Raw genomic sequence first — 24,756 nt, 5'->3', positions numbered from 1 at the left:
TGCGTGTCTTTATGTTGATGCGTGGACCATCCATGCTTGGAGTGACTCTGGAAGGGCCAGCGTCGCTGACGAGAGGCTTTGACATGAACGCACAGGCGCACATCCTGCTGGTGGCTCCGACGCACTACACGGTGAGCTATGCGATCAACCCGTGGATGCAGCCCGAACGCTGGCTGCAGGACACCGCGGGTTTTGCCGCGCAGGCGCGACGCAGTTTCAATGCGCTTTCGGAGGCCTTGCGAGCGGCCGGTTGCCGCTTGACCGTCATCGAGGGTGAGCCCGGCCTGCCCGACATGGTGTTTCCCGCCAATGCGGGCATCGTGCTCGATCGCCGCTTGCTGCTTGCCCGATTTCGTCATGCCGAACGCCAGGGCGAAGAGGCGCCGTTTGCCCGCGCCTTTGCCGCCTTGCGTGTGGCCGGTGTGCTGAGCGAGGTGGCGACGCTGCCCGAGGGGGTCTTCCAGGAAGGCGCCGGCGACTGCCTGTGGGACGCCAAGCGCGGGCTGTTCTGGGTGGGCTGGGGGCAGCGTTCGAACCAGGCCTCGGTCAAAGCGGTGGCGGACTATTTTGGTCAGCCCGTGGTGCCGCTGGAGTTGATCACCGAGCGCTCGTATCACCTGGATGTGTGTTTTTGCTCGCTCGCCGGTGGTGAGATTCTGTACTACCCGCCGGCCTTGTCGGTCGATTCGCTGGCGCGTCTGCGCGAGCGCGTGCCGGCCGAGCAACTTATCGAAGCCACCGAAGACGATCTGGCGCATTTCAGTGTGAACGCGGTCAGCGTGGGGCGGCAGGTGGTGATGAGCCGCACCACCGACCGGCTGCGCGGCGTGCTCACCGAGCGCGGCTACCAGCTGCGGGAGGTGGATCTGTCGCCCTTCATGATGTCCGGCGGCGGCGCGTTCTGCATGACCTTGCGCCTGGACCGCCATCGCGCAGCGGCCCGCCATGCCGACCCGGTCGTGGCGGTCGCCTGAGGAGAAAATCATGACGCATTTCATCGATGTACCCGATCTTCAGCGCTGGCTGCGCCGGCGTGGCGTGGCATCGGTGCTGGTCGAGATGGCGGAGGCGATCCGCCAGGATTACCTGCGCTGGGAGGCTTTTGAGAAAGCGCCGCGGGTGGCCAGTCATTCGCCGGTGGGCGTGATCGAGTTGATGCCGGCCTGCGATGGGGTGCTGTACGGCTTCAAATACGTGAACGGTCACCCCAAGAACGCCAGCGAGGGCAAGCTGACGGTGATGGCTTTTGGTCTGCTGGCGGAGGTCGACACCGGCTATCCGCTGCTGCTGTCCGAAATGACGCTGACCACCGCCTTGCGCACCGCGGCCACCTCGGCGCTGGCTGCGCAGGCCATGGCCCGGCCCGATGCGCGCTGCATGGCGCTGATCGGCAATGGCGCGCAAAGCGAGTTCCAGTCGCTGGCGTTTCATGCCTTGCTGGGCATTGAGCGCATTCAAGCCTATGACGTGGACCCCGCCGCGACCGCGCGTTTGCAGCGCAACCTGGCGCAGGTGCCCGGCCTGCGGATCGAGGCGATGCCGAGCGTCGCGGCGGCCCTGGCCGGGGCGGACATCATCACCACCGTGACCGCTGACAAGCGACAGGCGACGATTCTGACGGATGCGATGGTGCCGGCGGGCGTGCATCTGAACGCCGTGGGCGGGGACTGCCCGGGCAAGACGGAGCTCGATCCGGCCATTCTCAAGCGCGCCCGCGTGGTGGTGGAGCTGGAGGCGCAGACGCGCGACGAAGGCGAAATCCAGCAGATGCCCGCCGATTTTCCGGTGCTCGAATTGTGGCAGGTGCTCGCCGGCAAGGTGCCGGGGCGAGCCGACGCCCGGGAGGTGACGGTGTTCGATTCGGTCGGTTTTGCGCTCGAAGACTTTGCGGCGCTGCGTTATTTGCATACCCGGGCGGTGCCCGATGGTGTGGGGCGCCCGCTGGCGCTGGTGCCTGCGCTCGACGACCCGCGTGATCTGTTCTCGCTGGTGGCGCCGGTCGGCGCCATGACGGCGGATGTGATCTGAGCGATCAAACGAAAAATCCCCCGCCTGGCATGTGCCGGGCGGGGGATTTTTCTTGTGGCTGACGCCAGTCAGATCAGGCGACCTTCTTGGCGGCCTTGGTGGCGGATTTGACCGCTGCGTCGGTGGCCTTGTTGATGTTCGACTCGGTCATTTCGACGACTTTGCGCGTGGTCTTGGCCGCGTCTTCAATGGCCGAGTTTGTTGCCGACATGGCCGACTTCAGCGCCTTGGCAATCACCTCGCCGCCGACCGGGGTGCTGACCGACAGTGCGTCGATCGCCTTGTCCAGGTCCTTGTTGATCGAGGCGTACTTCGGTGCCAGCACGGCGTTGATGGACTCGCCCGCTTCCGAGGCAATCGCATAGCTGGTGCGCAGATAACCCACGCTGCGGCTCAGGGCCGGGGCGACGGCACTGGCGCCAAGCGCCAGCAGGGCTTTCGGCTCGCGAACGGCCGCCAGATCGGACGCCAGCTTGAAGCCGTCTTCCAGCCCAGCGCGGCCGAAGTCGAGGCTCAGCGTGCCGGAGCGCTCGATGGTGTCGAAGCCGATCCCGACGAGTGCGGACAAGGTGTCCAGTGCGTCGGCGTGGGAAGCGATGAGGGTGTCTTTGGTCATCATGATGAACTCTCCTGTCAGGTTGGGTGATTGCTAAGCGCCTGATTTCATGGAAATGGTGCGGCGCACAATTCAATAATAGCAGGCGAGAAAAGAAAGTAAAGATCAATTTGTTGCGGCGCAACATACTCCCTGTCCGCTCCGCGCCTTCGGTAACGCCTCGCGCACCTGATGACGGGACTGCCGACGGATTTCGTAAGGATGGGTAAATGCGTCGTGACTGCGCTTGTGACGTCCCGAGTGGGCTGATAGCCTGAGTCGCACGGCATTCCGCTCAAGAAATGGATACTCGATGAAATCTGCGTTGCGCATTGTGGTGGGCCTCGGCCTGTTGGTAGTGGTGCTCATGGCCGCCTTGGCGGCGTACCTGGCCTTTGTGTTTGATGCCAATGACTACCGCGACCGGCTCAGCGAACTGGTGGCCGAGCAGACCGGTCGTCAGCTGACCCTGTCTGGCGAGATGAAATTGTCGGTGTTTCCCTGGCTTGGCTTCGAACTGGGGGCGGCCGAACTCGGCAATGCCCCGGGGTTTTCGGATCGGCCGTTCGCCGCGCTGACCGCGGCCGAGGCGCGGGTCAAGCTGCTGCCCTTGCTGCGCAAGGAAGTCGCCGTCGATCGCGTGGTGCTCAAAGGTCTGCAACTGAGCCTTGAGCGCCGGGCTGACGGAAAAACCAACTGGGACGATCTGGTCGAGCCGGAGGCGGCTCGCGACGCGAACGGCGCAGGGCCGGGTGAGGCGTCAGGGGGACATCCGTCTGCGCTCGCGGTGGGCGGCGTGGATATCCAGGATGCGGTGATCCGCTGGGAAGACGAAGCGACACAGGCAAAGCACAGCCTCAGCGATGTGGACATCCAGACCGGCGAAATCGCGCCCGGCGTGCCCTTCAATATCGACCTGGGCGCCAGCTTTTCGGCGAGTGAGCCGGCGATACAAGGGCGGTTTTCGCTCAGCGCAAAGGCCTCGCTCGATCTGGCCGCCAAGCGCTACAGCCTGGCTGGCCTGCGGGCGGGGTTCAAAGCCGATGGCGCAGGCATCCCCGGCGGGCGCGTGGATGCGGGGCTGATGGCGGATGTGGTGGCGGACCTGGGTCAGGGCACCCTGTCCGTCAAGGGGCTCTCCTTGAAAGCCTATGATGTGGCGCTCACCGGCGCGCTCGAAGGCACGGGCCTGATGGACGCCATGGCATTGACCGGGCCGGTGGTGCTCGAGGGCCTGAATCCTCGCGAGTTACTGGCGCGCTTGAATATCGAGGCGCCGCGCACCGCGAACCCGGAGCGTCTCAAGCGCGCTGCGATCAAGGCGGTACTTACCGCCACGCCCACGCGCATCGCCCTGAGCGATCTGAATGCCACCTTGGACGACAGCAAGATGACTGGCCGGCTTGAAGTCGCCGATCTGGCGAAAAGTGCCTTGCGCTTTGACGTGTCGCTCGATGCGCTGGATGTCGACAGCTACCTGCCGCCCACTGCGGCCAATGGCAGTGCGGCCGCGACGGGCAGCGCACCTGCCAATGATCCGGCCGCCGCGCCCGCGGCGACCGGGGGGCTGCGTACCCTGGATGCGGCGGGCCGTGTCCGGATTGGAAAGCTTAAGCTGAGCGGATTGCAGGCCAGTGCGGTGGATGTGGGGATCAAGGCCGCGGGCGGGCGAATCGAAGTCACCCCCAAGGCCGCGCTATATGACGGCCGGCTCGACAGCCAGGTGAGTGTCGACGTTCGTCCCAAAACGCCGGCCCTGACGGTCGGTGGTGGCGTGACCGACGTACAGATCGGTCCGCTGCTGCGTGACCTGACCGGCAAGCCGGAGAAACTGACCGGGCGCGCACGCGTGGGCTTCGACCTGAAAGGCAGCGGGCTGGATGCGCCCACGCTCAAGCGCAGCCTCGCCGGCACCACGACGCTGGCCGTGCTCGATGGCGCGGTCAAAGGCGTCAATGTGGCTCAGTTTTTGCGCGAAGCGCAGGCGCAATTGACGGGGCAGAAGGCGGAGCAAGCCAGCGGCCCGGCCCAGACCGACTTTTCGGATCTCAAAGCGAGCGTCGTGCTCGGCGGCGGCGTGGCTCGCAACGATGACCTGGCAATGCGCTCGCCGCTGTTGCGTGTGGGTGGCGCCGGGACGGCCAATCTGCTCAGCGAAGCGATCGACTACCGGATAGAAACCTCGCTCGTTGGCACCCTGACCGGGCAAGGCGGCAAGTCGTTGGACAAGGTCAGGAACGTGACGGTGCCGGTGCATATCACCGGCAGCTTTTCCGAGCCCAAGTACGCGCTCGACACCGAGGCCTTGCTGGCCGGTGCGCTGCAGGGCCGGCTCGAACAGGAAAAGGCCGCAGTCAAAGAGAAGGTGGAGGCGGTGCGCGAAAAGGCGAAGGATCAGATCAAGGAAGAGTTGAAGAAAGGTCTGGGCGGCTTGTTTCGATAAACGCGAAACGCTGAATTTGGGTAATTTTGTCAAGAATGCCATGTTGGCTGGGTTGCGTGCGCCATTCGGCGCAGGATCATGTTAGTTTTGGAGCGCTTAGTAGTGCATTCATGACAAGGAGGTTGGACGATGAGCGATTATTTGGCTGACGTACAGAAATTTGCACCCAAGGCGGATGCTGCGGTTGTGGACAAGATCGTGAAGTACTGCGGCATTGCGCTGCGTAACAAGGATTCTTCTCTCGTGTCGGCGTCCGACAAGGCAGAGCTGGATCGGGTGCGTGACGGATTCGCCAAGAAAAAACTGGAACTCGAGCCGGATGCCGCCGATGCCGGCATCGCCAAGGTATGCGAGAAGATGAAGGGCGTGAATCAAAAGAGCCGCGTCACCTTCTACTACCTGCTGGCCGAAGCTACCGGTACGCTGGGCAAGCTGGCCTGAGCCAGCCCGTCGGCCGCGCTGGCGCGGCGACGGCGAAGCAAAGAAAAACGCACCTTTCGGGGTGCGTTTTTTTGTCGACCTTATCGAGGCGCGTCAGAGGATGACCGTGATCTCTTCGCGCCGTACGAGTTCTTGCTGAAGTTCAACCGCCTCAAGGCTGAGCGCGTCCTTGCTGCTGACCATGCCGACGGGTTTGCGGTTGGCGTCCACGATCGGAAGATGGCGGAAGCCGCCCTCGTACATCATGTGCAGCGCATGCCCGAAGGGCTGGTGAGGCGTGCTTGTGATCGGGTTGTGAGTCATCGCATCCGACACCGGCGTGGTCTTGGCGTCGAGGCCGGCGCCAAGCACCCGGAAGGTGGCGTCCTGTTCGGTGAAGATGCCGGTCAAGACGCCATGCTCGGCGATCAGCGCCGCGCTGAGCCTGGCTTTGGCCATCTGGCAGACAACCTCAAGCACCGGGGTGTCGGGTGCCACCACGAGGAAGCCGTGTGTGTGCATCACTTGGTGAATGGGACGTGCGTGCATGTGTCTCTCCTTGTCGATCATGAATGACGATATGTCGAGCTGAATACCCGTGCCGGCAGGCTGTCAGGTCTTTGCTACCGCCTGTGAAAGTCTTGGGGCAGGGAAAACTAAGCGTCTTTCGTGCCAGTCGACGAGAGAAAATCATGTTGCGCCGCACAGGTTGAATGATCCCTGTTCAGGCAGGAAATGCCGACGTTGTCGCGGAAAAGTACATTGCAGTGCAGCGACTGACGCGGGTGAAAAGGATGCGTCATGGTGGTGCTTTCAAGGCGTGTCGCACCGTCATGGGGCGCTTTTCGGGCAAGAAAAAGGCCATGCGGGGCATGGCCTTTTGTGTCCATCGCGAGCTGCGATCAGACGATCATGCCGGCGCCGACCGTGTTGTTGGTCGATTCATCGATGATGATGAAGGCGCCGGTCGCGCGGTTGCTGCGATAGGGGTCGGCGAAGATCGGTTGGGCGAGCTTGAGGGTGAGGCGGGCGATGTCGTTCATTGCCAGGGTGTCGACCGACTCGTGTTCCATGGTGTTGATGTCGAGGCGGTAATCGATTTTGGCGATCTTGGCCTTCACTTCGCGCGAGGTGTGGCGAATGAGGTAGGTGCGCGCCGGCGACATCGGGGCTTCGGCCATCCAGCACACGTTGGCGTCGATCTGTTTGACGGCCTCGGGGGCTTCGGCGCTTTTGACGATCATGTCGCCGCGCGAGGTGTCGATCTCGTCGTCGAGCAGCAGGGTGACCGATTGCTCGTGGATCGCGCGTTCGATTTTCTGGCCGCCGATTTCGATGGCCTTGACCCGGCTGGTGAGCCCGTTAGGCAACACGGTGACCGCGTCGCCGACGGCGATCTCGCCGGACTCGACCCGGCCCATGAAGCCGCGGTAGTCGTGCAGTGCCGGGTTGGCGGAGTCTTGCGGGCGGCACACGTATTGCACCGGGAAGCGGAAGGCTTCGGGGCGCTCGGTGTGGGCGGCGGGCGCGGTTTCGAGGATGTTGATGAGCGTCGGGCCTTCGTACCAGGGCATGCGCTCGCCGCGGTCGACCACCATGTCGCCGGACAGCGCCGACAGCGGAATGAAGCGCACATCCTTGAGGCCCATCTTGTGGGCGAACTTGAGATATTCGGCCTTGATGTTCTCGTAGGTGGCCTGGTCGTAATCAACCAGATCCATCTTGTTGATCGCCACCAGCAGGTGCGGAATGCCAAGCAGGTGGGCGAGCGTCGAGTGGCGTCGGGTCTGGTTGAGCATGCCTTTGCGCGCGTCGATCAGGATGATCGCCAGGTTGGCGGTCGAGGCGGCGGTGACCATGTTGCGGGTGTACTGCTCGTGGCCCGGCGCGTCGGCGATGATGTATTTGCGCGTGCCGGTGGAGAAGTAGCGGTAGGCCACGTCGATGGTGATGCCTTGCTCGCGCTCGGCTTGCAGGCCGTCGGTGAGCAGGGAGAGGTCGACGGCGGTCATGCCGCGCTTGGCCGAGGTCTTTTCCATGGCGTTGAGCGTGTCGGCGAGGATGGTCTTGCTGTCGAACAGCAGACGGCCGATCAGGGTGCTCTTGCCGTCATCGACGCTGCCGCAGGTCAGAAAGCGCAGCAGGCCGTTGTCGATTCCGGGCAGGTGTTCGAGTGCGGACATGTCTTTTCCGTAATTCGTGATGAGTGATGGGTGATTCGAAGGGGGCGACGGCGTTGGCGATCGGTCCAATGACCCATCCCCAATAACCAATCACTCGCCCTTCAGAAGTAGCCTTCTTTCTTGCGCTGCTCCATGGACGCCTCGGAGGTCTGGTCGTCCATGCGCGTGGCGCCGCGCTCGGTGATGGTGGTGGTCGCGGTTTCGGCGAGGATCTTGTCGACCGTGTCGGCGTCCGATTCAACCGGTGCGGTGCAGCTCACATCGCCGACGGTGCGGAAGCGCACCATCACGTCTTCGACTGTGTCACCCGGTTTGGCCGGGGTGAGATCGGTGACAGGCATCAGCAGGTCGCCCTTGCGCACCACGGGGCGGGTGTGGGCAAAGTAGATTGACGGCAGTTCAAGCTGCTCGCGCTGGATGTACTGCCACACGTCGAGCTCGGTCCAATTGCTGATCGGGAACGAGCGGATGTTCTCGCCCTTGTGCGAGCGCGCGTTGTAGAGGTTCCACAGTTCGGGGCGCTGGTTCTTCGGGTCCCACTGACCGAACTCGTCGCGGAAGCTCATGATCCGCTCTTTGGCGCGCGCCTTTTCTTCGTCGCGGCGGGCGCCGCCGATGCACGCGTCGAAGCCGAATTCTTCGATGGCCTCCAGCAAGGTTACCGACTGGTGCTTGTTGCGCGATTCGTGCTCATGCTTGAGCACGATGCTGCCGCGGGCCATGGAGTCTTCGAGTGAACGCACGATCAGGCGCTCGCCCAGCTCGGCGGCGCGCTTGTCGCGAAAGGCGATGACTTCCGGGTAGTTGTGGCCGGTGTCGATGTGCATCAGCGGGAAGGGAAAGCGCCCCGGGCGGAACGCCTTTTCGGCGATGCGCAGCATGCATACCGAATCCTTGCCGCCGGAGAACAGCAGCACCGGGCTGCTGCACTGGCCGGCCACCTCACGCATGATGTGGATGGCTTCGGCTTCGAGCCAGTCGAGATGAGAGAGCGTTTGTTGGGTGAGCGTGGTCATGAAGAGTCTCAGTGGTGCGTGTTTCGGGCGAGCAGGGCGCGGATCGCGGCACGCAGGCCGGCGCGCAGCGCGGCGAGGCGCAGCACAAGCGTGTGGCTCAGTGAGGGGTTCAGATGATGTGCCTTGGGCATGGGGTCATCCTCCTGTGAGTGGGCTCAGGACTTCTTGACGTGCAGGCCGCATTCCTTGGCGGTGGGGTCTTCCCACCACCAGCGACCGGCGCGGACGTCTTCGCCGAGGGCGACGGCGCGGGTACAGGGCGCGCAGCCAATGCTCGGGTAGAACTGATCGTGCAGGGCGTTGTAGGGCACGTTCTCGATACGGATGTAGGCCCACACATCGCTTTCCGACCAGGCGGCCAGCGGGTTGAGCTTTTCGAGGCCATTGTTGGCGTCAAAGGCGCGGGTTGGCAGATCGGTGCGCGTGGCGGCCTGGGCGGCCCGCAGGCCGGTGATCCAGGCCTTTTTGCCAGCCAGTGCGCGGCCCAGCGGCTCGACCTTGCGGATGTGGCAGCAGCGCTTGCGCAAGTCCATCGAGTCGTAAAAGGCGTTGATGCCCTCGCCGCGCACATAGGCTTCCACGGCGGCGGTGTCGGGGAAGAACACCTTCAACTTGGTGTGGTAGCGCGACTCCACCTCGCCCATCAGGGCGTAGGTTTCGGCGGGCAGGCGGCCGGTGTCGAGCGAGAAGATCTCGATCGGCAGACTGTTTTTCAGGATCAGGTCGGTCAGCACCATGTCTTCTGCGCCGAAGCTGTTGGCGAAGGTCAGCTGGCCCTCGGCGCCGAACTCGGCGACGGCGGCCTGCAGCAGCGCCAGCGCTTCGTCAGACTTAGTGGCCACGGCGGTCCGCTGCGCATCGGTCAGCGCCGGCCGGGTTGCCGGGTTGCCGGCGGCGGGGCGAAGGGGCGACACGGTGCTCATGCGGCGCGCCTCGCGTGGCGACGGAACAGCGGATCGCGGAAGGTGGCGGAGGCCTGATAGGGGTCGGTGAAGTCCTTCAGGCTGGCCAGCGCGGCGTCGAGCTGGGCGTCGGTGTACTTGCCGACCGGCGGCTGCAGGGCATCGAAACCGCAGCGGGTGAAGTAGTTGAACTGATCGCGCAACACGTCACCGATCGCCCGCAACTCGCCGGTGTAGCCGTAGCGGCTGCGCAGCAAGGTGGCGATCGAGTAGCCGCGACCATCGGCAAAGCGCGGGAAGTTCACCGCCACCAGCGACAGCGTGCCGAGCTGATCGGCGAGGTCGGCCGGGTCGTCGGCGCCATCGAGCAGGGGGGCGACATCGCCGCGCGCGGCAAGTGCCGGCTGGGCCTGCCACACGGCGAGCGGGACGATCCATTGGCCGGCGGGCACGGCAACGGTCGCCGCATCGGCGCCGTCGTCCAGCGTCAGCACCTGCCAGGTGTCGTCGAGGATCTGCTGGTTCTTGATGAGCTTAGCCATTGGCTACCTTCCTTTGTGCCGGCGTCTTGTCGCCATACACGGCTTGCTTGAACGGGTCGGCACCGATGCGATGCACGGTGTCGATAAAGCGCTCGCCCTCGTGGCGATGCGCAACGTAGGTGTTGACGAGGGTCTCGATCACGTCGGGCACGTCGGCGGCGGCGAAGGACGGGCCGATCACTTTGCCGAGATGGGTCAGGTTGCCCTGACGCCCGCCGATGGTGATCTGGTACCACTCCTCGCCGTTCTTATCGACGCCGAGAATGCCGATGTGGCCGACGTGGTGGTGGCCACAGGCGTTCATGCAGCCGGAGATGTTGAGCTCCAGTTCGCCGATGTCGTGCAGGTAGTCGAGGTCGTCGAAGCGGCGCTGCACGGCCTCGGCGATGGGGATCGACTTGGCGTTGGCGAGGCTGCAGAAATCGCCGCCCGGGCAGCAGATCATGTCGGTCAGCAGACCGATGTTCGGCGTCGCCAGGCCGCCGGCGCGGGCCTGTTCCCAGAGGGCGAACAGGGCGGACTGCTCGACGTCGGCGAGGACCACGTTCTGCTCGTGGGTGATGCGCACTTCGCCGAAGCTGTAGCGGTCGGCCAGATCGGCGATCAGGTCGAGCTGGGTGTCAGTGACATCGCCCGGCGGCACGCCGGTTTTTTTCAGCGACAGCACCACGCTGGCGTAGCCCGGCCGCTTGTGGCCGCGCACATTGCGCTTGACCCAGGCCGCAAAGGGCTTGCTGTCGGCCTGTGCCTGCACATAGCCGGCGTCGGTTTTCGGCAGCATCTTGTAGTCGGGGTCGACAAAACAGGCGGCGACGCGGTCGAGTTCTTGCTGGGTCAGCGTGCTCGGGCCGTCTTTGAAGTGGGCCCAATCGGCCTCGACGCGCCGGCGGAACTCGTCGACGCCCAGCGATTTGACGATGATCTTGATGCGCGCCTTGAACTTGTTGTCTCGGCGGCCGAAGCGGTTGTACACCCGCAGGATCGATTCGCAATAGGTGAGCAGATGCTGCCAGGGCACAAAGCTGGCAATCTCTTCACCGATGATCGGAGTGCGGCCGAGGCCGCCGCCGACAAAAATGCGGAAGCCCGTCTCGCCGGCCTCGTTCTTGACCAGCTCGAGGCCGATGTCATGGCAGCGGATGACGGCGCGGTCTTCTTCGGCACCATTGACGGCGATCTTGAACTTGCGCGGCAGGTAGGCGAACTCGGGGTGGAAGGTGCTCCACTGGCGGATCAGCTCGCACCACGGGCGCGGGTCGATGCGCTCGTCTTCGGCGACGCCGGCGAAGGGGTCGGTCGAGGTGTTGCGGATGCAGTTGCCCGAGGTCTGGATGGCGTGCAGTTGCACGGTGGCCAGTTTGGCGAGGATCTCGGGCATTTTCTCCAGCTCGCACCAGTTGAACTGCATGTTGTGGCGCGTGGTGAAGTGGCCGTAGCCGCGGTCGTAGGTGCGGGCGATGTGGCCGTACATGCGGACCTGGTCGGCGCGCAGGTTGCCGTACGGGATCGCCAGACGCAGCATCGGTGCGTGCCGCTGGATGTAGATGCCGTTCTGCAGGCGCAGCGGCAGGAACTCTTCTTCGGTCAGTTCGCCGGCGAAGTAGCGGCGCGTCTGGTCGGTGAATTGCGCGACGCGCTCATCCACCAACTGCTGATCGTAATCGTCGTAGCGATACATATTGTTTTCTCTCAGTGAGTAATCATTTTTGCGCCCACCAGCACCAGAGTGCTGGCCAGGATCGGACGCAGAACGCGGTCGGGGACCCGCGCTGAAACATGGCTGCCAAGCCAGATACCGGGCAAGGAACCGATCAACAGGCTGCCGAGCAATGCCCAGTCAACCGTGCCCAGCGCCCAGTGGCCCATGCCGGCCACGGCCGTGAGCGGCACCGCATGCGCGATGTCGGAGCCGACGATGCGCAGCGAAGGCAGCGCAGGATACAGAAAGAACAAGGCCGTCACACCCAGCGCACCGGCGCCGACCGATGAAATCGATACCAGCACGCCAAGCACGGCGCCGGTGGCAATGGTGAGATTGCGGGTGCGCACCGGGTTCGGGGTGTTGCCCATCACCCGCGACGAAAACGCTTGAATGCGAGTCCGGAACACGATGGCCACGGCGGTCAGCACCAGCGCCACGCCGAGCGCAAAGGTGATCACATGCGTGGCGCCGCCCATGCCGCCGGGGGCGTAACGATGCACCGCCCACAGGGTGATCAGCGCCGCCGGGATGCTGCCGGTTGCCAGGGTTCGGGTGATCTGCCAATCCACCGAGCCCTTCAGGCTATGGGCCAGCGTGCCACCGGCCTTGGTGATGGCGGCGTAGAGCAGGTCGGTGCCCACGGCCACCGAGGGGTGAATGCCGAACATCAGCACCAGCAAGGGCGTCATCAGCGAACCGCCGCCCACGCCGGTGAGTCCGACGACGGCGCCAACGGCAAATCCGGCGATGGTGTAGGCAAAGTCCATGGAATCCAACCTGTAATGTTGCATTGCATCGTACGGATTGCGGATAGATCGGAACAGGGGCAGTGGGTTAAACTTAAATAATCAAAAGTTATTTAGACTGCCGTGCGACTGAGGCATCTGGACGGCAAACCGGAGCGGTGATCGTGAATTTCCAGCAATTGCGCTACATCGTTGAAGTCGATCGCAACGGACTGAACGTGTCGGAAGCGGCCGAGACCTTGTTTACCTCGCAGCCGGGGGTATCCAAGCAGATCCGGGCGCTGGAGGAGGAGCTGGGCGTGGCGATCTTTGTGCGCCACGGCAAGCGGATTGTCGATGTGACCGAGCCGGGCCGCGAGATGCTGAACATCGCGCGCCGGGTACTGGCCGATGCCGACAACCTGCACCGGGTGGGCGAGGAGTTTCGCAACGAGGGGCAGGGGCGGCTGTCGATTGCCACCACCCACACCCAGGCGCGCTACAAGCTGCCCAAGGTGATTGCCGAGTTTACCCGCCGCTATCCCAAGGTGCGCCTGGAGTTGCACCAGGGCAGCCCGAGTCAGGTTTGCGACATGGTGCTGTCGGGCGATGCGGATCTGGTGATTGCCACCGAAGCGATCTCGGACTATCCCGATCTGGTGATGCTGCCGTGCTACCAGTGGAATCGCGGCGTGGTCGCCCCGTCCGATCACCCCATTCTCAAGGCCAGGCCGCTGAGTCTGGAAGAGATCGCGCGCTGGCCGATCATCACCTACGACTCGGCGTTTACCGGGCGCGGCCAGATGAACAAGGCGTTTCTGGGCCGTGGGCTGAAGCCGAATGTGGTGCTCACCGCCATCGACTCGGACGTGATCAAGACTTATGTGCGCATGGGCCTGGGCATCGGCATCGTGGCCAGCATGGCCTTTGATCCGCTGATGGACAAAGGGTTGGGCATGAACGACGCGGGCCATTTGTTCGAGTCGAGCACCACGCGCATCGGCATTCGCCGCAATGTGTGGTTGCGCGGCTATATCTATGCGTTTGTCGAGCTGTTTGCGCCGGCGCTGAACCGGCATGTGGTGGAGGCTGCGCGGGCTGGCGGCGGGACCGACCCCGGGCTGTAAGCGCTGGCGTCGCTCAGGTGAAGAGACGCGCGCTGAGCTCGGGCGTGCCGATGGCGAGCGCCAGCATCAGCGCGATACGCGCCTTGGCCGGGTTGAGCGCTCCGCTGGCCGCGGGCACGGCGGCGTCGGCCGCGTGGGCGACCCGGCCATGGGCGACGCGGGTCGAGCGAATGACCGCCACGCCCAGCGTCTGGGCGGCGAGCGCGGCGCGTGCCCAGTTCACAGGCAGGCTGCCATTGCCGGGCAGGGCGAGGACGATGCCTTGGGCGCCGCGTTCGATGGCGGCGGTGAGCAGGTCCGGGTCGCAGCCAGCGGCGACGTAAAGAATGTCGACGCGGGGCAGCCCGGTCTGACCCGCCAGCGCATCGGCGCTCACGCAACCGGCCTGTGTGAGCGCAGCCGGATGGTAGAACTGCACCGGTTGTGCCGCACCGAGCGGGCCGCGCGCGGGCGCGGCGATGGCGTCGAGGGCCTGGGTGTCGGTCTTGACGATGTCGGCGGCGGCGAAGATGTGTCCGTTCACCACCACCAGAACGCCTTGATTCGCACTGGATGCGTGCGCGGCGACAGCGACGGCCTGATACAGATTCATCGGCCCGTCAGCCGACAGCGCGCTGGCCGGACGCATGGCGGCGGTCAGGACGATCGGTTTGCCGGGCGGGGTCGTCAGGTGCAGGAAAAAGGCGGTTTCTTCGAGCGTGTCGGTGCCGTGGGTGATGACCACACCGTCGCATTCTGCCTGCGCCAGGTGATGCCGCACGCGAGCGAGCAGTGTCAGCCAGTGCGCCGGGCTCATGTCTTTGCTATCGATGGAGAACAGCGCGTCGGCTCGCAGTTGAGCGAGGTCAGTCAAGCCGGGCACGGCGGCAATGAGCGCGGACGGATCCAGCGCGCCCGCCGTGTAGCCCGTGGTGTCGGCCGCACTGGCCGCCTGGCCGGCGATGGTGCCGCCGGTGGTGATCAGGGTTAGTCGCGGCGTCGTGGACATCACTGGAAGGGCCTGTCGTTGGGCTCGAGAAACAGCGCGCGCATGCTGTCGGAGAGCGGAAAGTTGAGGTTCAGCTGCTTGGGCGGAATGGGCGCCATGAACCAGCGCGTGTAGATGCGCTCGGCCTCGCCGGAGGTCATGAGCTGGGTGAGCGTGTCGTCGATCAGTTTCTTCATGGCTTGATCGCCCTTGCGAAGCATGCAGCCGTAGGCCTCGAAGGAGCGCGGCGTGCCGGTCACCACCCAGTCGGCCGGGCGAAGCGATTTGGCGCGCTCGCCATAGAGCAGGGCATCGTCGAGCATGAAGGCGTCGGCGCGACCGGTCTCCAGCGTGAGAAAGCTCTCGCCGTGATCGCGCGCGGTGATCAGGGTCAGGTCGATCTGACGCTCTTCCTTCATTTGCCGCAGCAGGTGCTCGGAGGTGGTGCTGGCCGTGGTGACCACGCGCTTGGCGTTGAGATCGTTGAAGTCGGCAATGCCCGAGTCGCGGCGGGTCAGCAGGCGGGTGCCGATGACGAAGATGGTGTTGGAAAAGCTCACCCGCTTGGCGCGCTCGGAGTTGTGCGTGGTCGAGCCACACTCGAAATCGATCTCGCCCTTGTGGATCAGGCGGAAGCGGTTGCCGGAGGTGATCGGCACCAGTTCGACCGGCAGCTTGGGGTTGCCGAGGCGCTGACGGATGGCGTCGACGATCTTCAGTGCCAGCTCGTGCGAATAGCCGACCACCTGACCCTTTTCGTCGAGATAGGAGAAGGGGATGGACGACAGGCGATGGCCCAGCCGGACGGCGCCATGCTCGCGGATGGCGGTCAGCGTGTCATCGACGCTGGGCGAGGTGTCGGCGTGGGCGCCAACTGCGGCAAAAGCGGTGAGGAGAATCAGCAGGCCTTGTCGGATCACAGGTGGCTCTCGCGAACTGGCAAAGGCGGTATTGTGCCCTGAGTCGCCGTCACTGACGACCGCGCTGGGCACGGTGTACGCGATGGAAAGGTCATGAAGTGTTGCGTAGCGGGTGGGTGCGATTGTCACGCACGCGGTCGAGCATCATGCGCGCCGCCTCGTCAGGCACGCCCAGCCGGGCCAGGGCCCCGGCGGCCAGTTGCAGGCTGGACTCCAGTGTTTCAGGGATGACCACGTTGGCGCCGGCCTCGCGCAAGGCCAGCGCGTGCTTCTCGTCGCGGGCCCGGGCAAGCACCGGAATGTCCGGTGACATGGAGCGCAAGCCGCGAACGGCGTGGATGGCGGGCGCGGTCTGATCCATGGTCAGGATCACCGCCCCGGCACGGTCCAGATGCAGGCGCCGCAGCATCTCCGGATTGCTCGCGTCGCCAAACACCACCGGCAGCCCGCGGGCGCGATAGCGGGCGACCAGGGTGGGATTGGACTCGATGGCGCAATACGCAACGCCAAGCTCCGACAGCATCTCGCCCACCAACTGACCGACCCGGCCGAAGCCGGCAAGAATGACATGGTTGCGCATTGCCTCGGGGTCGCTGATCTGCATCGCCGACGCGTGCTGGCCGCTGCGCCGGTCAATGGCGTTGCCCAGGGTTTGGCCAAGGCGCGCGAGTAACGGCGTGGCCAGCATGCTCAAACCGACCACCAGCAACATGAACTGCGCGACGTCACGCGGCAGCAGCTGAAAGCTCAAGGCCATGCCAATGACGATGAACGCGAATTCACCGCCGGCACCGAGCAGAAAGCCGCCTTCGAGCGAGCGACCCGTCGACAGACCAAAGATCCGGAACAGCGCCGCGATGATCAGGCCCTTGGCCAGCACCAGCCCGATCACCGACAGCGGCAGCCACACCGGCCGGCTGAGCAACTCGGTGAGGTCAATGCCCATACCCACCGACATGAAGAACAAGCCCATCAGCAAGCCCTTGAAGGGCTCGATGGTCACTTCGACCGCGTGGCGGAATTCGGTTTCAGCGATGATCAGCCCGGCCAGTAGCGCGCCCATCGCCATCGACAGGCCCGCTGCCCAGGTCAGCGCCGCCACCCCGAGTGACACCAGCAGGGTCAGCGCCATGAAGGTGTCGGATTGCTGGTTGGCGGCGAGGTGGTGAAACACCGGCTGCACCACGCGCCGGCCAATCAGATAGATCGCTCCGATGGTGAACACGCCTTTGAGCGCGGCCTGGCCCATCTGCAGGGCAAAGCTGCCGTCGCCATGCTGACCCAGCAGGCCGACCAGCACCAGCAGCGGCACCACGGCCAGATCCTGAAACAGCAGCAGCGAAAAGCTCGCCTGCCCCAGTGGGGTGCCCAGCTCGCGCCGAAAACTCAGCAACTGCATCACCACGGCGGTCGACGAGAACGCCAGTACCAGACCGAGGATGACCGATGCCTCGACCGGATTGCCGAACACATAGGCCAGGCCGCCGATCACCGCCGCCGACAGCCCCACCTGCAAGGCGCCCACGCCAAACACCCATCGCCGCAAGGCCCAGAGCCGGTCGATGGACATCTCGAGACCGATCATGAACATCAGGAAGATCACGCCCAGTTCGGCGAACACCGCCACGTCTTCCACGCGCGGGAAGGTCAGCGGCTCCAGCCATGGCCAGTATTCCACCAGACGCCCCAGGCCATACGGCCCCACCAGCGTGCCCATGGCCAGAAAGCCCAGCACCGGGTTGATGTTGCGCCGCTGCAGCAGCGGAATCAGCACGCCGGACAGACACAGGAAAAGGATCAGCTCGCGAAGATGCGGCAAGCCTTCATGGGCGGTCATACGTGGGGAGGCTCCTGGAAAACGCGACTCCAGTTTAACGGATTTCCGCGCCGCACCTGAGCCGCCGAGTCAGCCAATCGGTCCGCACCCAAAAGATGTCACAGTCCTCGTGCGAAGCTGCGCTCTATACTCGCGGGATGACCGACAAAGCTGACTTCTCATCGGGCGGCTTCATGCCAAACGCTTCTCGCGCCCACACCTTGCGCCACGGCCTCGCCGTGATCGCTTTCGCCTTCTCGCTGCCCGTCCTGGCTGATGCCGGGAAAGCGGCCGCCTTCTACGAAGACGGTCTCGCCCGTTTCGAAAAGGGCGACACGGCCGGCGCCGTCATCCAGCTCAAGAACGCGCTACAGCAAAACAATAGGCTGCTGTCGGCGCATGTGCTGCTGGGGCGGGCGCTGCTCAAACAGACCGAGTTGCCGGCGGCGGAGGCGGCCTTGAGCGAGGCCCTGAAGCTGGGAGTGAGTCCCAGTGAAATCGCCGTGCCACGTGGCGAGCTGCTGCTCGCGCTTGGGCGGACCAAAGAGTTGCTGCGCGATGTTCAGCCCGATGGGCTGCGCCGCGACGCTTTGGTCGAGGTGCTTTCCATGCGCGGCACGGCTCACGCCGATGAGGGCGATGCTGACGCCGCACGCCGCAGCTTCAAGGCGGCCACCGATGCCGATCCCAACTCGGTTCGACCCTATTTGTCTCTCGTGCCTTTTCTGCTTCTGCAGCGCGACTTCACGGCCGCGCAGGATGGTGTGGAGCGCGCCATCAGTCTGGCGCCGAAGGATGCCCGGGCCTGGAATTTGCGGGCTTCACTCCACCATGCGCGGGGTAACCTGGAGGCCGCGCTGAGCGACTATCAACAGGCGCTGGCGGTGGAGGAGACCTATGTCGACGCACGTGTCGCACGCGCGGCGCTGCTGGTTGATCTTCAGCGCAATGCTGAGGCGCAAAAGGATCTGGATTACCTGGCTGAGCATGTCCAGGTGGAGCCGCGGTCGGCCTATCTGCGCGCCGTGCTTGCGGGACGCCGCGGTGATGCCGAGGGGGTACACAAGGCGCTCACCGAAGTGACTCGTCTGGTCGACACCTTGCCGACCGAATATGTGAACGCCCGCGAACAGTTACTCATGCTTGGCGCCTTGGCGCACCACGGACTGGGGGTGCCGGAGAAGGCGAAGAGCTATCTGGACAGCCTGATCAACCGGTACTCGCGCAATCTCGGCGCCCGCAAGCTGCTGGCCAGTATCTATATGGGCGAGAACGACAGCGCGCGGACCTTGAGCACCATTGAGCCGGTACTCAGGCTGCGCCCGGACGATCCGCAGGCCTTGTTGCTGGCGGGGCGGGCCAACCTGTCGGACAAACGCTATCGTCGCGCGACCGAGTATCTGGAGCGCGCGGCCGACGTGCTCAAAGATGATGCACAGATTCAGGCGGCGCTGGGCTATAGCCTGATTGGCGGTGGTCAGGCCGAAGAAGGGGCGACCAGCCTGGAGCGTGCTTTCGCGGCCGATCCGCGCAATGGTGCGGTTGGCATGGTGCTGACCTCCATCTATATGCGGCAGGGCATGACCGACAAGGCGATCCAGGTCGCCGAAACCCTGGTCAAGAATGGCCGCGACAATCTGTCGGCGCTCAATCTGCTGGGCGCCATTCGTGCCGCGTCGGGTGATGTTGCTGGCGCACGCAAGGCCTATGAAGAAGTGTTGGCACGCGACCCCGAGTTTGTACCGGCATTGCTCAATCTGGCGCGGGTCGATGCGCAGGAAGGCAAGCTCGACGCCGCCAAACAACGTTTGACTACGCTATTGAAGCAGCGCAAGGATGATGCGCGGGTCATGTACGAGCTGGGGATGCTCGCCCAGCGGGGCGGGCAGATGAAAGAGGCGATTGAATGGTTGCGGACGGCGACCGCCAAGAACCCTGATGACCCACGCGCCGGTCTGGCGCTGGTCGAAGCCTTGTCGGCGACACGACAGCCCAGCCTGGCCCTGTCTGCAGCCAAGGAAGTCGGCTTGCGCCATCCGCAAGACCTCAGTGTTCAGGCCGTGCTGGGTCAGGCCTATCTGGCCGCGGGCGACGCCAACGCCGCGCGCCTGACCTTTCGCGACATGACGCGTCTGGCGGAGTTCGAGCCAGAAGCCCAGGTGCGTATCGGGCGGCTGCAACTGGAGGCGGGTTTCCCGGACGAAGCGAGCTACAACGTGCAAAAGGCGCTCACCGTCGTCACCGACTACCGCCCTGCGCAAACGCTGGCGGTGGAGATCGCGCTGATGCAGAAGGATGTCGCCCAGGCGCGCAAGCTGCTTGATGCGCTGCGCAAAGCCGACCCGGAGGCGGCGGACGTGGCGAGCCTCGAAGCGGCCACGGCACTGGCATCTGGTGACACCAGGCAGGCGATTTCGGCCTATCAGCGCGCCTATCGCAAAGCGCCGTCTGCGTCGTCAGCCTTGAATCTGGCCCGCGCCCTTTTCAGTGCGGGGCAGGCGGGTGCGGCCCGGAAAGCGTTGCAAGCGGAAGTCGGGCGCGCGCCGTCGATGGATGTTCGCCGTGCATTGACCGAACTGCAAATGCAGGCCGGACTGTGGGCGGATGCGCGCGGCAACCTGGTTGCCATGCTGGGTAGCGACGCTGCCAGTGTTGACCTGCTCAACAATCTTGCCATTGTTCAGCTGGCGCTAAAGGACCCCGCCGCGCTCGCCACTGCCGAGAAGGCCCGCGCCCTCGCGCCCCAGGATCCGCTGGTGATTGATACCGTCGGCTGGATCAAGCTGAATACGGGCGATGTCGACGGCGCGCTGGGCCTGCTTCGCGAAGCGCGGTTGCGCGCCCCCCAGAATCGTGAGGTTCGCTACCATCTCGCGCAAGCGCTGCACCAGAGCGGCCGGACGGCCGAAGCGCGCAAGGAGTTGCTCGACGCCCTGGCCGATGGCGGACGCTTTCCTGGTGTTGAAGACGCACGCGCCTTGCAACAAAAAATTGGTCAGTAAAAGTGTCGACAAATCTGACGCTTTTTTGCGGAGCGATTTCTGAAATATTTATAGTTCATTGATTGGTAAGGAAAATTGTTGTCTGGCACGTGGATTGCTATATGTACCTCGACAACAGATTTAGCCGGGAGAGACACATGAACAAGACTTTCAAGCACATGTTGGTGGCTGCAGGCCTGATGGCCGCCCTGCCGGCGATGGCCGCAACGACCTGGACATTCAGCGACCAGTCTGGTGATGCTGATTACAGCTCCCTGACCTATAGCAGCGGCGGCGTCAATGTCACCGCTTCGGCATGGGCCAACACGGTCGGCAGCGCAAACACCCAGATCGAGAGTGCCTACCTGAAGTCTTACGGCGGTGGCCTGGGCGTCAAGAACTACGATGCGGGTAATGGTGATGCTGGTGAGGGAAGCAACCCCGAGCACGCCATGGACAACGACGATCGTTACGACTCGATCCTGCTGTCTTTCAGCAAAGCCATCAATCTGACGAATGTCCGCAACGACTGGTATAGCGGCGATTCCGACATGTCGATACTCGCCTATGTCGGCTCCGGTACGCCGACGCTGACGGGCGGCACCTACGCCAGCTTGGTATCCAATGGCTGGACGAGCATTTCCGATCTGTACAATCCTGGCACGAACTGGGCAAGCACTGGCACCGCGGTGTATTCGTCTCATTGGCTGGTTGGCGCCTTCAACCCGGCGTTCAACGGCGGTGGCTCCAACTACGCCGGCAATGACTACATGAAGCTTTACGCCGCAAAAGGCACGATCTGCACTGCTGCGGGCGGCGCAAACGGTGGTGTCTGCGGCGGTACGCCGGGCACCGGCGTCCCCGAACCGGGTTCTTTGGCACTGGCCGGTCTTGGCCTGCTGGGTGTCATCGGACTGCGTCGCCGTCGTAAGTAATCTGGCGACTCAACTCCGTCCTTTGAACGGCGCCTTCGGGCGCCGTCTTTGTATTTGAGGGGCGGATCGCGGCGACGAGGCTTTTCCGCGCGTGCGCGTCTGAGCCTTTGGCGCGCGCACAAATCCGCAATGTGCCGACCCATCCGAAGCGCGTACGGGTGGCCGTAGGGTGGTCAGCTTCGCTGCCCACCAACAATAGCCACCGCTTGGTGGGCAGCGAAGCTGACCACCCTACCAAACCTCACCGGAAGCGTTCTGAGACAGGCGTTGAACGCCCGCTATTTCGCGCTATCCGCTTCGCTGGCTTCCTGTTGCTGCAGCCGCCACATTTGCGCATAGGCGCCGTTGGCGGCGAGCAGGGCGTGGTGTCGGCCGCGTTCGACGATGTGGCCCTGGTCAAGGACCAGGATTTCGTCAGCGTGAGCGATGGTGGACAGGCGGTGCGCGATGATCAGCGCGGTGCGGCCGCGGGCAGCGAGGTCGATCTGAGCCTGGATGGCTTTTTCGGTGCGTGAGTCGAGCGCCGAGGTGGCTTCGTCGAAGATCAGTATGGCAGGGTCTTTGAGCAGCGCGCGGGCAATCGCCACGCGCTGCTTTTCGCCACCCGAGAGTTTGAGGCCGCGTTCGCCGACGCGGGCTTCGTAGCCATTGGGCAGACGACCGATGAAGTCGGTGAGCTGGGCCGCCGCGGCGGCGGTGTCGATCAGGCCGTCGGCGGCCTCGGGGCGGCCGTACTGGATGTTGTAGCGCAGCGTGTCGTTGAACAGCACGGTGTCCTGCGGCACGATACCGATGGCCTGACGCAGGCTGTCTTGTTGCAGGTCACGGATGTCGGTGCCATTGATGGTGATGCGCCCGCCGGTCACATCATAGAAGCGGAACAGCAGCCGGCCGAGGGTGGACTTGCCCGAGCCGGAGTGCCCGACCACGGCAACCGTCTTGCCCGCCGGGATCTCGAAGTCCACCTCAAACAGAATCTGCCGGGCCGGATCGTAGGCGAAGCTGACTTTTTCGAAGCGCACCGTGGCGTTGTCAGCGGCGAGGCTGCTGGCGTTGGGCTTGTCGGCGATTTCGCGGGGCTGGTTGAGCAGGCCGAACATGCGCTCGATGTCGGTGAGGGCCTGGCGGATTTCGCGGTAGATCACGCCGAGGAAGTTGAGCGGGATGTAGAGCTGCAGCATGTAGGCATTGACCAGCACGATGTCGCCGAGCGTCATGCTGCCATCGACGACACGGATGGAGGCCTGCCACAGCATGCTGGTGACCGCGATGGCGATGATCGCGGCCTGGCCGATGTTGAGCCCCGACAGCGAGAGCTGGTTCTTGATTTGCGCGTCGGCCCATTGGCGCAGCTGGTCGTCGTAGCGGCGGGCTTCGAACTCTTCATTGTTGAAGTACTTCACCGTTTCGAAGTTGAGCAGGCTGTCGATGGCGCGGGCGTTGGCGGCCGAGTCGAGCTCGTTGGCCTTGCGGCGCAAGGCGGTGCGCCAGTTGGTGATCTTGACCGTGAAGCTGATGTAGAGCGTGAGCGCAACGGCGGTGATGATTGAGAAGATTGGATCGTAGTTCACATACAGAATGCCGATCACCAGCCCGACTTCGACCAGCGTGGGCAGGATGCTGTACAGCGTGTAGCTGATCAGCGAGCCGATCGAGCGGGTGCCGCGTTCGATGTCGCGGGTCAGCCCGCCGGTCTGGCGTTCGAGGTGGAAGCGCAGCGATAGTGCGTGCAGGTGGCGGAAGACCTGAAGCGAGATGTTACGCACCGCCTGCTGGGTGACGCGGGCGAAGATCAGCTCGCGCAGTTCGGTCAGCATCGAGGTCATGAAGCGCAGCGCGCCGTAGGCCATGACCAAGGCCGCGGGCACCACGATGAAAGCCTGCTCCGGCGTGATCGACAGCGCATCGACCATGTGCTTGAAGACGATGGGCACGCCGACGTTGGCGACCTTGGCGCCGAGCAGGCAGGCCAGCGCGAGAAACACGCGCCCCTTGTAGCTCCACAGGTAGGGGAGCAGCGTTTTGATGGTGGTCAGATCATGGCGCTGGCCGGTGGCCGGCTCGGGCAGGGCGCCTTGCGGGTGTCGTCGCATGTGGCTCAGCCCTGTGTGTCGTCAAGGACCAGGCGCAGCGCCAGGCCGAGAAAGATCACGCCGGCGATGCGGTCGAGCCAGGGCGCAACGCCGGGGCGGCGCTTGAGCAGCCGGCCGATTCCGCCAGCCAGGTAGGCCACGGCGCCGAACACCAGCACCGTCTGCAGCATGAACACCAAGCCGAGCACCAGCATCTGCAGCGTGGCGCTGCCGGCTTCGGCATGGACGAACTGCGGCATGAAGGCGAGGAAGAACAGGCCGACCTTGGGGTTGATGGCATTGGCCACAAAGCCGCGCCCCACATCCTTGCGCCATGGTCGTGCGGGCGCTGCTTGTGCATTCACCGCCAATTGCCCGCCGCTGCGGATGGCTTGAATGCCTAGCCAGGCGAGATAGGCCGCGCCGGCCAGCTTGAGTGCAGTGAAGGCCATGGGCGAGGCGGCCAGCACGGCGCTGACGCCCAGCGTGGCCCACAGCACATGGGTGAAACACCCCAGCGCGCAGCCAACGGCGATGCCGAAGCCGGCCATGCGCCCTCGGGCGAGGCTCTGGCCGAGCACCATGAGGTTGTCGGGGCCGGGCGCAAAGGTGATGATCAGGGCGATGCCAAGAAAGGCGATGAGGGTGTCGGGGGTGGGCATGTCGGGGGCTCTTGGTGGCCAGCAATCGGCCAGTGTACCGGGCTGCCGGGTCGGCGTCATGCGTGCTACCGTGCGCGCTGGAAAAGTGATGGGAGGGCGCAACATGGCAGATCGGGGGGCGCGCTTCGAGTGGGCGCTGGTGGCCATCGTGCTTGTCGCGCTGGCGGTGTCGGGTATTTCGCCGCACGACCGGCTGACCTGGTGGATGGAAGTGGCGCCGGTGCTGATGGCGCTGCCGTTGTTGATGGCGACGCACCGCCGCTATCCGCTCACCCGGCTGGTGCTGGCCTTGATTGCGGTGCATGCGCTGATCCTGATCCTCGGCGCGACCTACACCTATGCGCGCGTGCCACTGGGCTTCTGGCTGCAGGACGTATTTGATTTCGCGCGCAACCCCTATGACCGCATTGGCCATTTTGCGCAGGGTTTTGTCCCGGCCATGGTGGCTCGCGAGTTGCTGCTGCGACTCCAGGTGCTGCGCCGGCCGCGCTGGTTGTTCTTCCTGGTGTGCTGCATCTGTCTGGCGATCTCGGCCACTTATGAGCTGATCGAATGGTTGGCGGCGGTGGTGATGGGCGGGCAGGCTGAAGATTTTCTGGGCACTCAGGGCGACCCGTGGGACACCCAGTCCGACATGGCGCTGGCGCTGCTCGGGGCCGTGTTCGCCCAAATGCTGCTCGGGCGGCGGCATGATCGCTGGCTGGCCCGGCTGCGTTGAGC

The 24,756-nt window shown here is 64.4% G+C and carries 22 protein-coding genes; 8 read left to right on the top strand and 14 right to left on the bottom strand.

The window, feature by feature from the left end; all coding sequences use genetic code 11:
• Positions 1-83: 83 nt before the first annotated feature.
• Both FHP89_RS06155 and FHP89_RS06150 read left to right on the top strand, forming a co-directional pair.
• The gene (locus FHP89_RS06155) at positions 84-974 is read left to right on the top strand and encodes a dimethylarginine dimethylaminohydrolase family protein (RefSeq protein WP_144175263.1); all 891 of its coding nucleotides are present in this window, start codon (positions 84-86) and stop codon (positions 972-974) included.
• A gap of 10 nt (positions 975-984) precedes the next feature.
• A complete protein-coding gene (locus FHP89_RS06150; RefSeq protein WP_144175265.1) occupies positions 985-2,028 on the top strand; it encodes an ornithine cyclodeaminase in 1,044 nt (347 codons plus the stop codon).
• 73 nt (positions 2,029-2,101) lie between these two features.
• On the opposite strand, the gene FHP89_RS06145 is transcribed toward FHP89_RS06150, so the two are convergent.
• A complete protein-coding gene (locus FHP89_RS06145; RefSeq protein ID WP_144175267.1) occupies positions 2,102-2,647 on the bottom strand; it encodes a phasin family protein in 546 nt (181 codons plus the stop codon).
• 289 nt (positions 2,648-2,936) lie between these two features.
• On the opposite strand from FHP89_RS06145, the gene FHP89_RS06140 reads away from it, so the two are divergent.
• Together FHP89_RS06140 and FHP89_RS06135 are read left to right on the top strand one after the other, a co-directional pair.
• The gene (locus tag FHP89_RS06140; RefSeq protein WP_144175269.1) at positions 2,937-5,066 is read left to right on the top strand and encodes an AsmA family protein; all 2,130 of its coding nucleotides are present in this window, start codon (positions 2,937-2,939) and stop codon (positions 5,064-5,066) included.
• Between the two features lie 129 nt (positions 5,067-5,195).
• Positions 5,196-5,507 (top strand): DUF2853 family protein, encoded by a 312-nt coding sequence (locus FHP89_RS06135; protein WP_144175273.1) that lies wholly within the window; start codon positions 5,196-5,198, stop codon positions 5,505-5,507.
• Positions 5,508-5,600: 93 nt separating this feature from the next.
• On the opposite strand, the gene FHP89_RS06130 is transcribed toward FHP89_RS06135, so the two are convergent.
• The 8 genes from FHP89_RS06130 to FHP89_RS06100 all read right to left on the bottom strand — a co-directional run bounded on the left by FHP89_RS06130 (position 5,601) and on the right by FHP89_RS06100 (position 12,598).
• Positions 5,601-6,035 carry a CBS domain-containing protein gene (locus FHP89_RS06130; protein ID WP_144175280.1) on the bottom strand — a complete coding sequence of 145 codons (435 nt, stop codon included), beginning with the start codon at positions 6,033-6,035 and terminating at the stop codon, positions 5,601-5,603.
• A 353-nt stretch (positions 6,036-6,388) separates the two neighbouring features.
• The gene (cysN, locus tag FHP89_RS06125; protein ID WP_144175282.1) at positions 6,389-7,669 is read right to left on the bottom strand and encodes a sulfate adenylyltransferase subunit CysN; all 1,281 of its coding nucleotides are present in this window, start codon (positions 7,667-7,669) and stop codon (positions 6,389-6,391) included.
• A 101-nt stretch (positions 7,670-7,770) separates the two neighbouring features.
• Entirely contained in the window at positions 7,771-8,685 is a 915-nt protein-coding gene (gene cysD / locus FHP89_RS06120) for a sulfate adenylyltransferase subunit CysD (RefSeq protein ID WP_144175284.1), read from the bottom strand.
• Positions 8,686-8,693: 8 nt separating this feature from the next.
• Complete coding sequence (locus tag FHP89_RS21160; protein ID WP_260851498.1) at positions 8,694-8,816, bottom strand: hypothetical protein; 123 nt, start codon at positions 8,814-8,816, stop codon at positions 8,694-8,696.
• A gap of 24 nt (positions 8,817-8,840) precedes the next feature.
• The gene (locus tag FHP89_RS06115) at positions 8,841-9,608 is read right to left on the bottom strand and encodes a phosphoadenylyl-sulfate reductase (protein ID WP_144175286.1); all 768 of its coding nucleotides are present in this window, start codon (positions 9,606-9,608) and stop codon (positions 8,841-8,843) included.
• Positions 9,605-10,129 (bottom strand): DUF934 domain-containing protein, encoded by a 525-nt coding sequence (locus FHP89_RS06110; RefSeq protein ID WP_144175288.1) that lies wholly within the window; start codon positions 10,127-10,129, stop codon positions 9,605-9,607. The genes FHP89_RS06115 and FHP89_RS06110 overlap by 4 nt, the downstream gene beginning before the upstream one ends.
• Positions 10,122-11,807, bottom strand: a complete 1,686-nt coding sequence (locus FHP89_RS06105) for a nitrite/sulfite reductase (protein WP_144175290.1) — start codon at positions 11,805-11,807, stop codon at positions 10,122-10,124. The genes FHP89_RS06110 and FHP89_RS06105 overlap by 8 nt, the downstream gene beginning before the upstream one ends.
• A gap of 11 nt (positions 11,808-11,818) precedes the next feature.
• Positions 11,819-12,598, bottom strand: coding sequence for a sulfite exporter TauE/SafE family protein (locus FHP89_RS06100; RefSeq protein ID WP_144175292.1), 780 nt, complete (start codon positions 12,596-12,598; stop codon positions 11,819-11,821).
• 143 nt (positions 12,599-12,741) lie between these two features.
• Here FHP89_RS06100 and cysB point away from each other — a divergent pair, with 143 nt between their 5' ends.
• The gene (gene cysB, locus FHP89_RS06095; RefSeq protein WP_144175294.1) at positions 12,742-13,683 is read left to right on the top strand and encodes an HTH-type transcriptional regulator CysB; all 942 of its coding nucleotides are present in this window, start codon (positions 12,742-12,744) and stop codon (positions 13,681-13,683) included.
• 13 nt (positions 13,684-13,696) lie between these two features.
• Here the strand turns inward: cysB and FHP89_RS06090 are convergent, their stop codons facing one another.
• From FHP89_RS06090 to FHP89_RS06080, 3 genes are all read right to left on the bottom strand, one after another.
• Complete coding sequence (locus FHP89_RS06090) at positions 13,697-14,671, bottom strand: asparaginase (RefSeq protein ID WP_144175298.1); 975 nt, start codon at positions 14,669-14,671, stop codon at positions 13,697-13,699.
• Positions 14,671-15,570, bottom strand: coding sequence for a glutamate/aspartate ABC transporter substrate-binding protein (locus FHP89_RS06085; RefSeq protein ID WP_222105324.1), 900 nt, complete (start codon positions 15,568-15,570; stop codon positions 14,671-14,673). Before FHP89_RS06085 ends, FHP89_RS06090 begins: the two co-directional genes overlap by 1 nt.
• A 91-nt stretch (positions 15,571-15,661) precedes the next feature.
• Complete coding sequence (locus FHP89_RS06080) at positions 15,662-17,407, bottom strand: cation:proton antiporter domain-containing protein (RefSeq protein ID WP_144175300.1); 1,746 nt, start codon at positions 17,405-17,407, stop codon at positions 15,662-15,664.
• Between the two features lie 173 nt (positions 17,408-17,580).
• On the opposite strand from FHP89_RS06080, the gene prsT reads away from it, so the two are divergent.
• Complete coding sequence (gene prsT / locus FHP89_RS06075; protein ID WP_186300226.1) at positions 17,581-20,388, top strand: XrtA/PEP-CTERM system TPR-repeat protein PrsT; 2,808 nt, start codon at positions 17,581-17,583, stop codon at positions 20,386-20,388.
• A 137-nt stretch (positions 20,389-20,525) separates the two neighbouring features.
• Positions 20,526-21,302 (top strand): exosortase-dependent surface protein XDP1, encoded by a 777-nt coding sequence (xdp1, locus tag FHP89_RS06070; protein WP_186300227.1) that lies wholly within the window; start codon positions 20,526-20,528, stop codon positions 21,300-21,302.
• A gap of 278 nt (positions 21,303-21,580) precedes the next feature.
• Here xdp1 and FHP89_RS06065 read toward each other — a convergent pair whose 3' ends face one another.
• Together FHP89_RS06065 and FHP89_RS06060 are read right to left on the bottom strand one after the other, a co-directional pair.
• The gene (locus FHP89_RS06065) at positions 21,581-23,395 is read right to left on the bottom strand and encodes an ABCB family ABC transporter ATP-binding protein/permease (protein ID WP_144175306.1); all 1,815 of its coding nucleotides are present in this window, start codon (positions 23,393-23,395) and stop codon (positions 21,581-21,583) included.
• Positions 23,396-23,400: 5 nt separating this feature from the next.
• Positions 23,401-24,036, bottom strand: coding sequence for a LysE family translocator (locus tag FHP89_RS06060; RefSeq protein WP_144175308.1), 636 nt, complete (start codon positions 24,034-24,036; stop codon positions 23,401-23,403).
• Between the two features lie 103 nt (positions 24,037-24,139).
• On the opposite strand from FHP89_RS06060, the gene FHP89_RS06055 reads away from it, so the two are divergent.
• On the top strand, positions 24,140-24,754 hold the full coding sequence (locus tag FHP89_RS06055) for a DUF2238 domain-containing protein (protein WP_144175311.1): 615 nt from the start codon (positions 24,140-24,142) through the stop codon (positions 24,752-24,754).
• Positions 24,755-24,756 lie beyond the last annotated feature (2 nt).

The organism is Denitromonas ohlonensis (assembly GCF_007625205.1).
GTDB lineage: Bacteria > Pseudomonadota > Gammaproteobacteria > Burkholderiales > Rhodocyclaceae > Nitrogeniibacter > Nitrogeniibacter ohlonensis.
The sequence above is the reverse complement of the archived record's forward strand: the minus strand, read 5'-3'. Positions and strand labels throughout refer to the sequence as shown.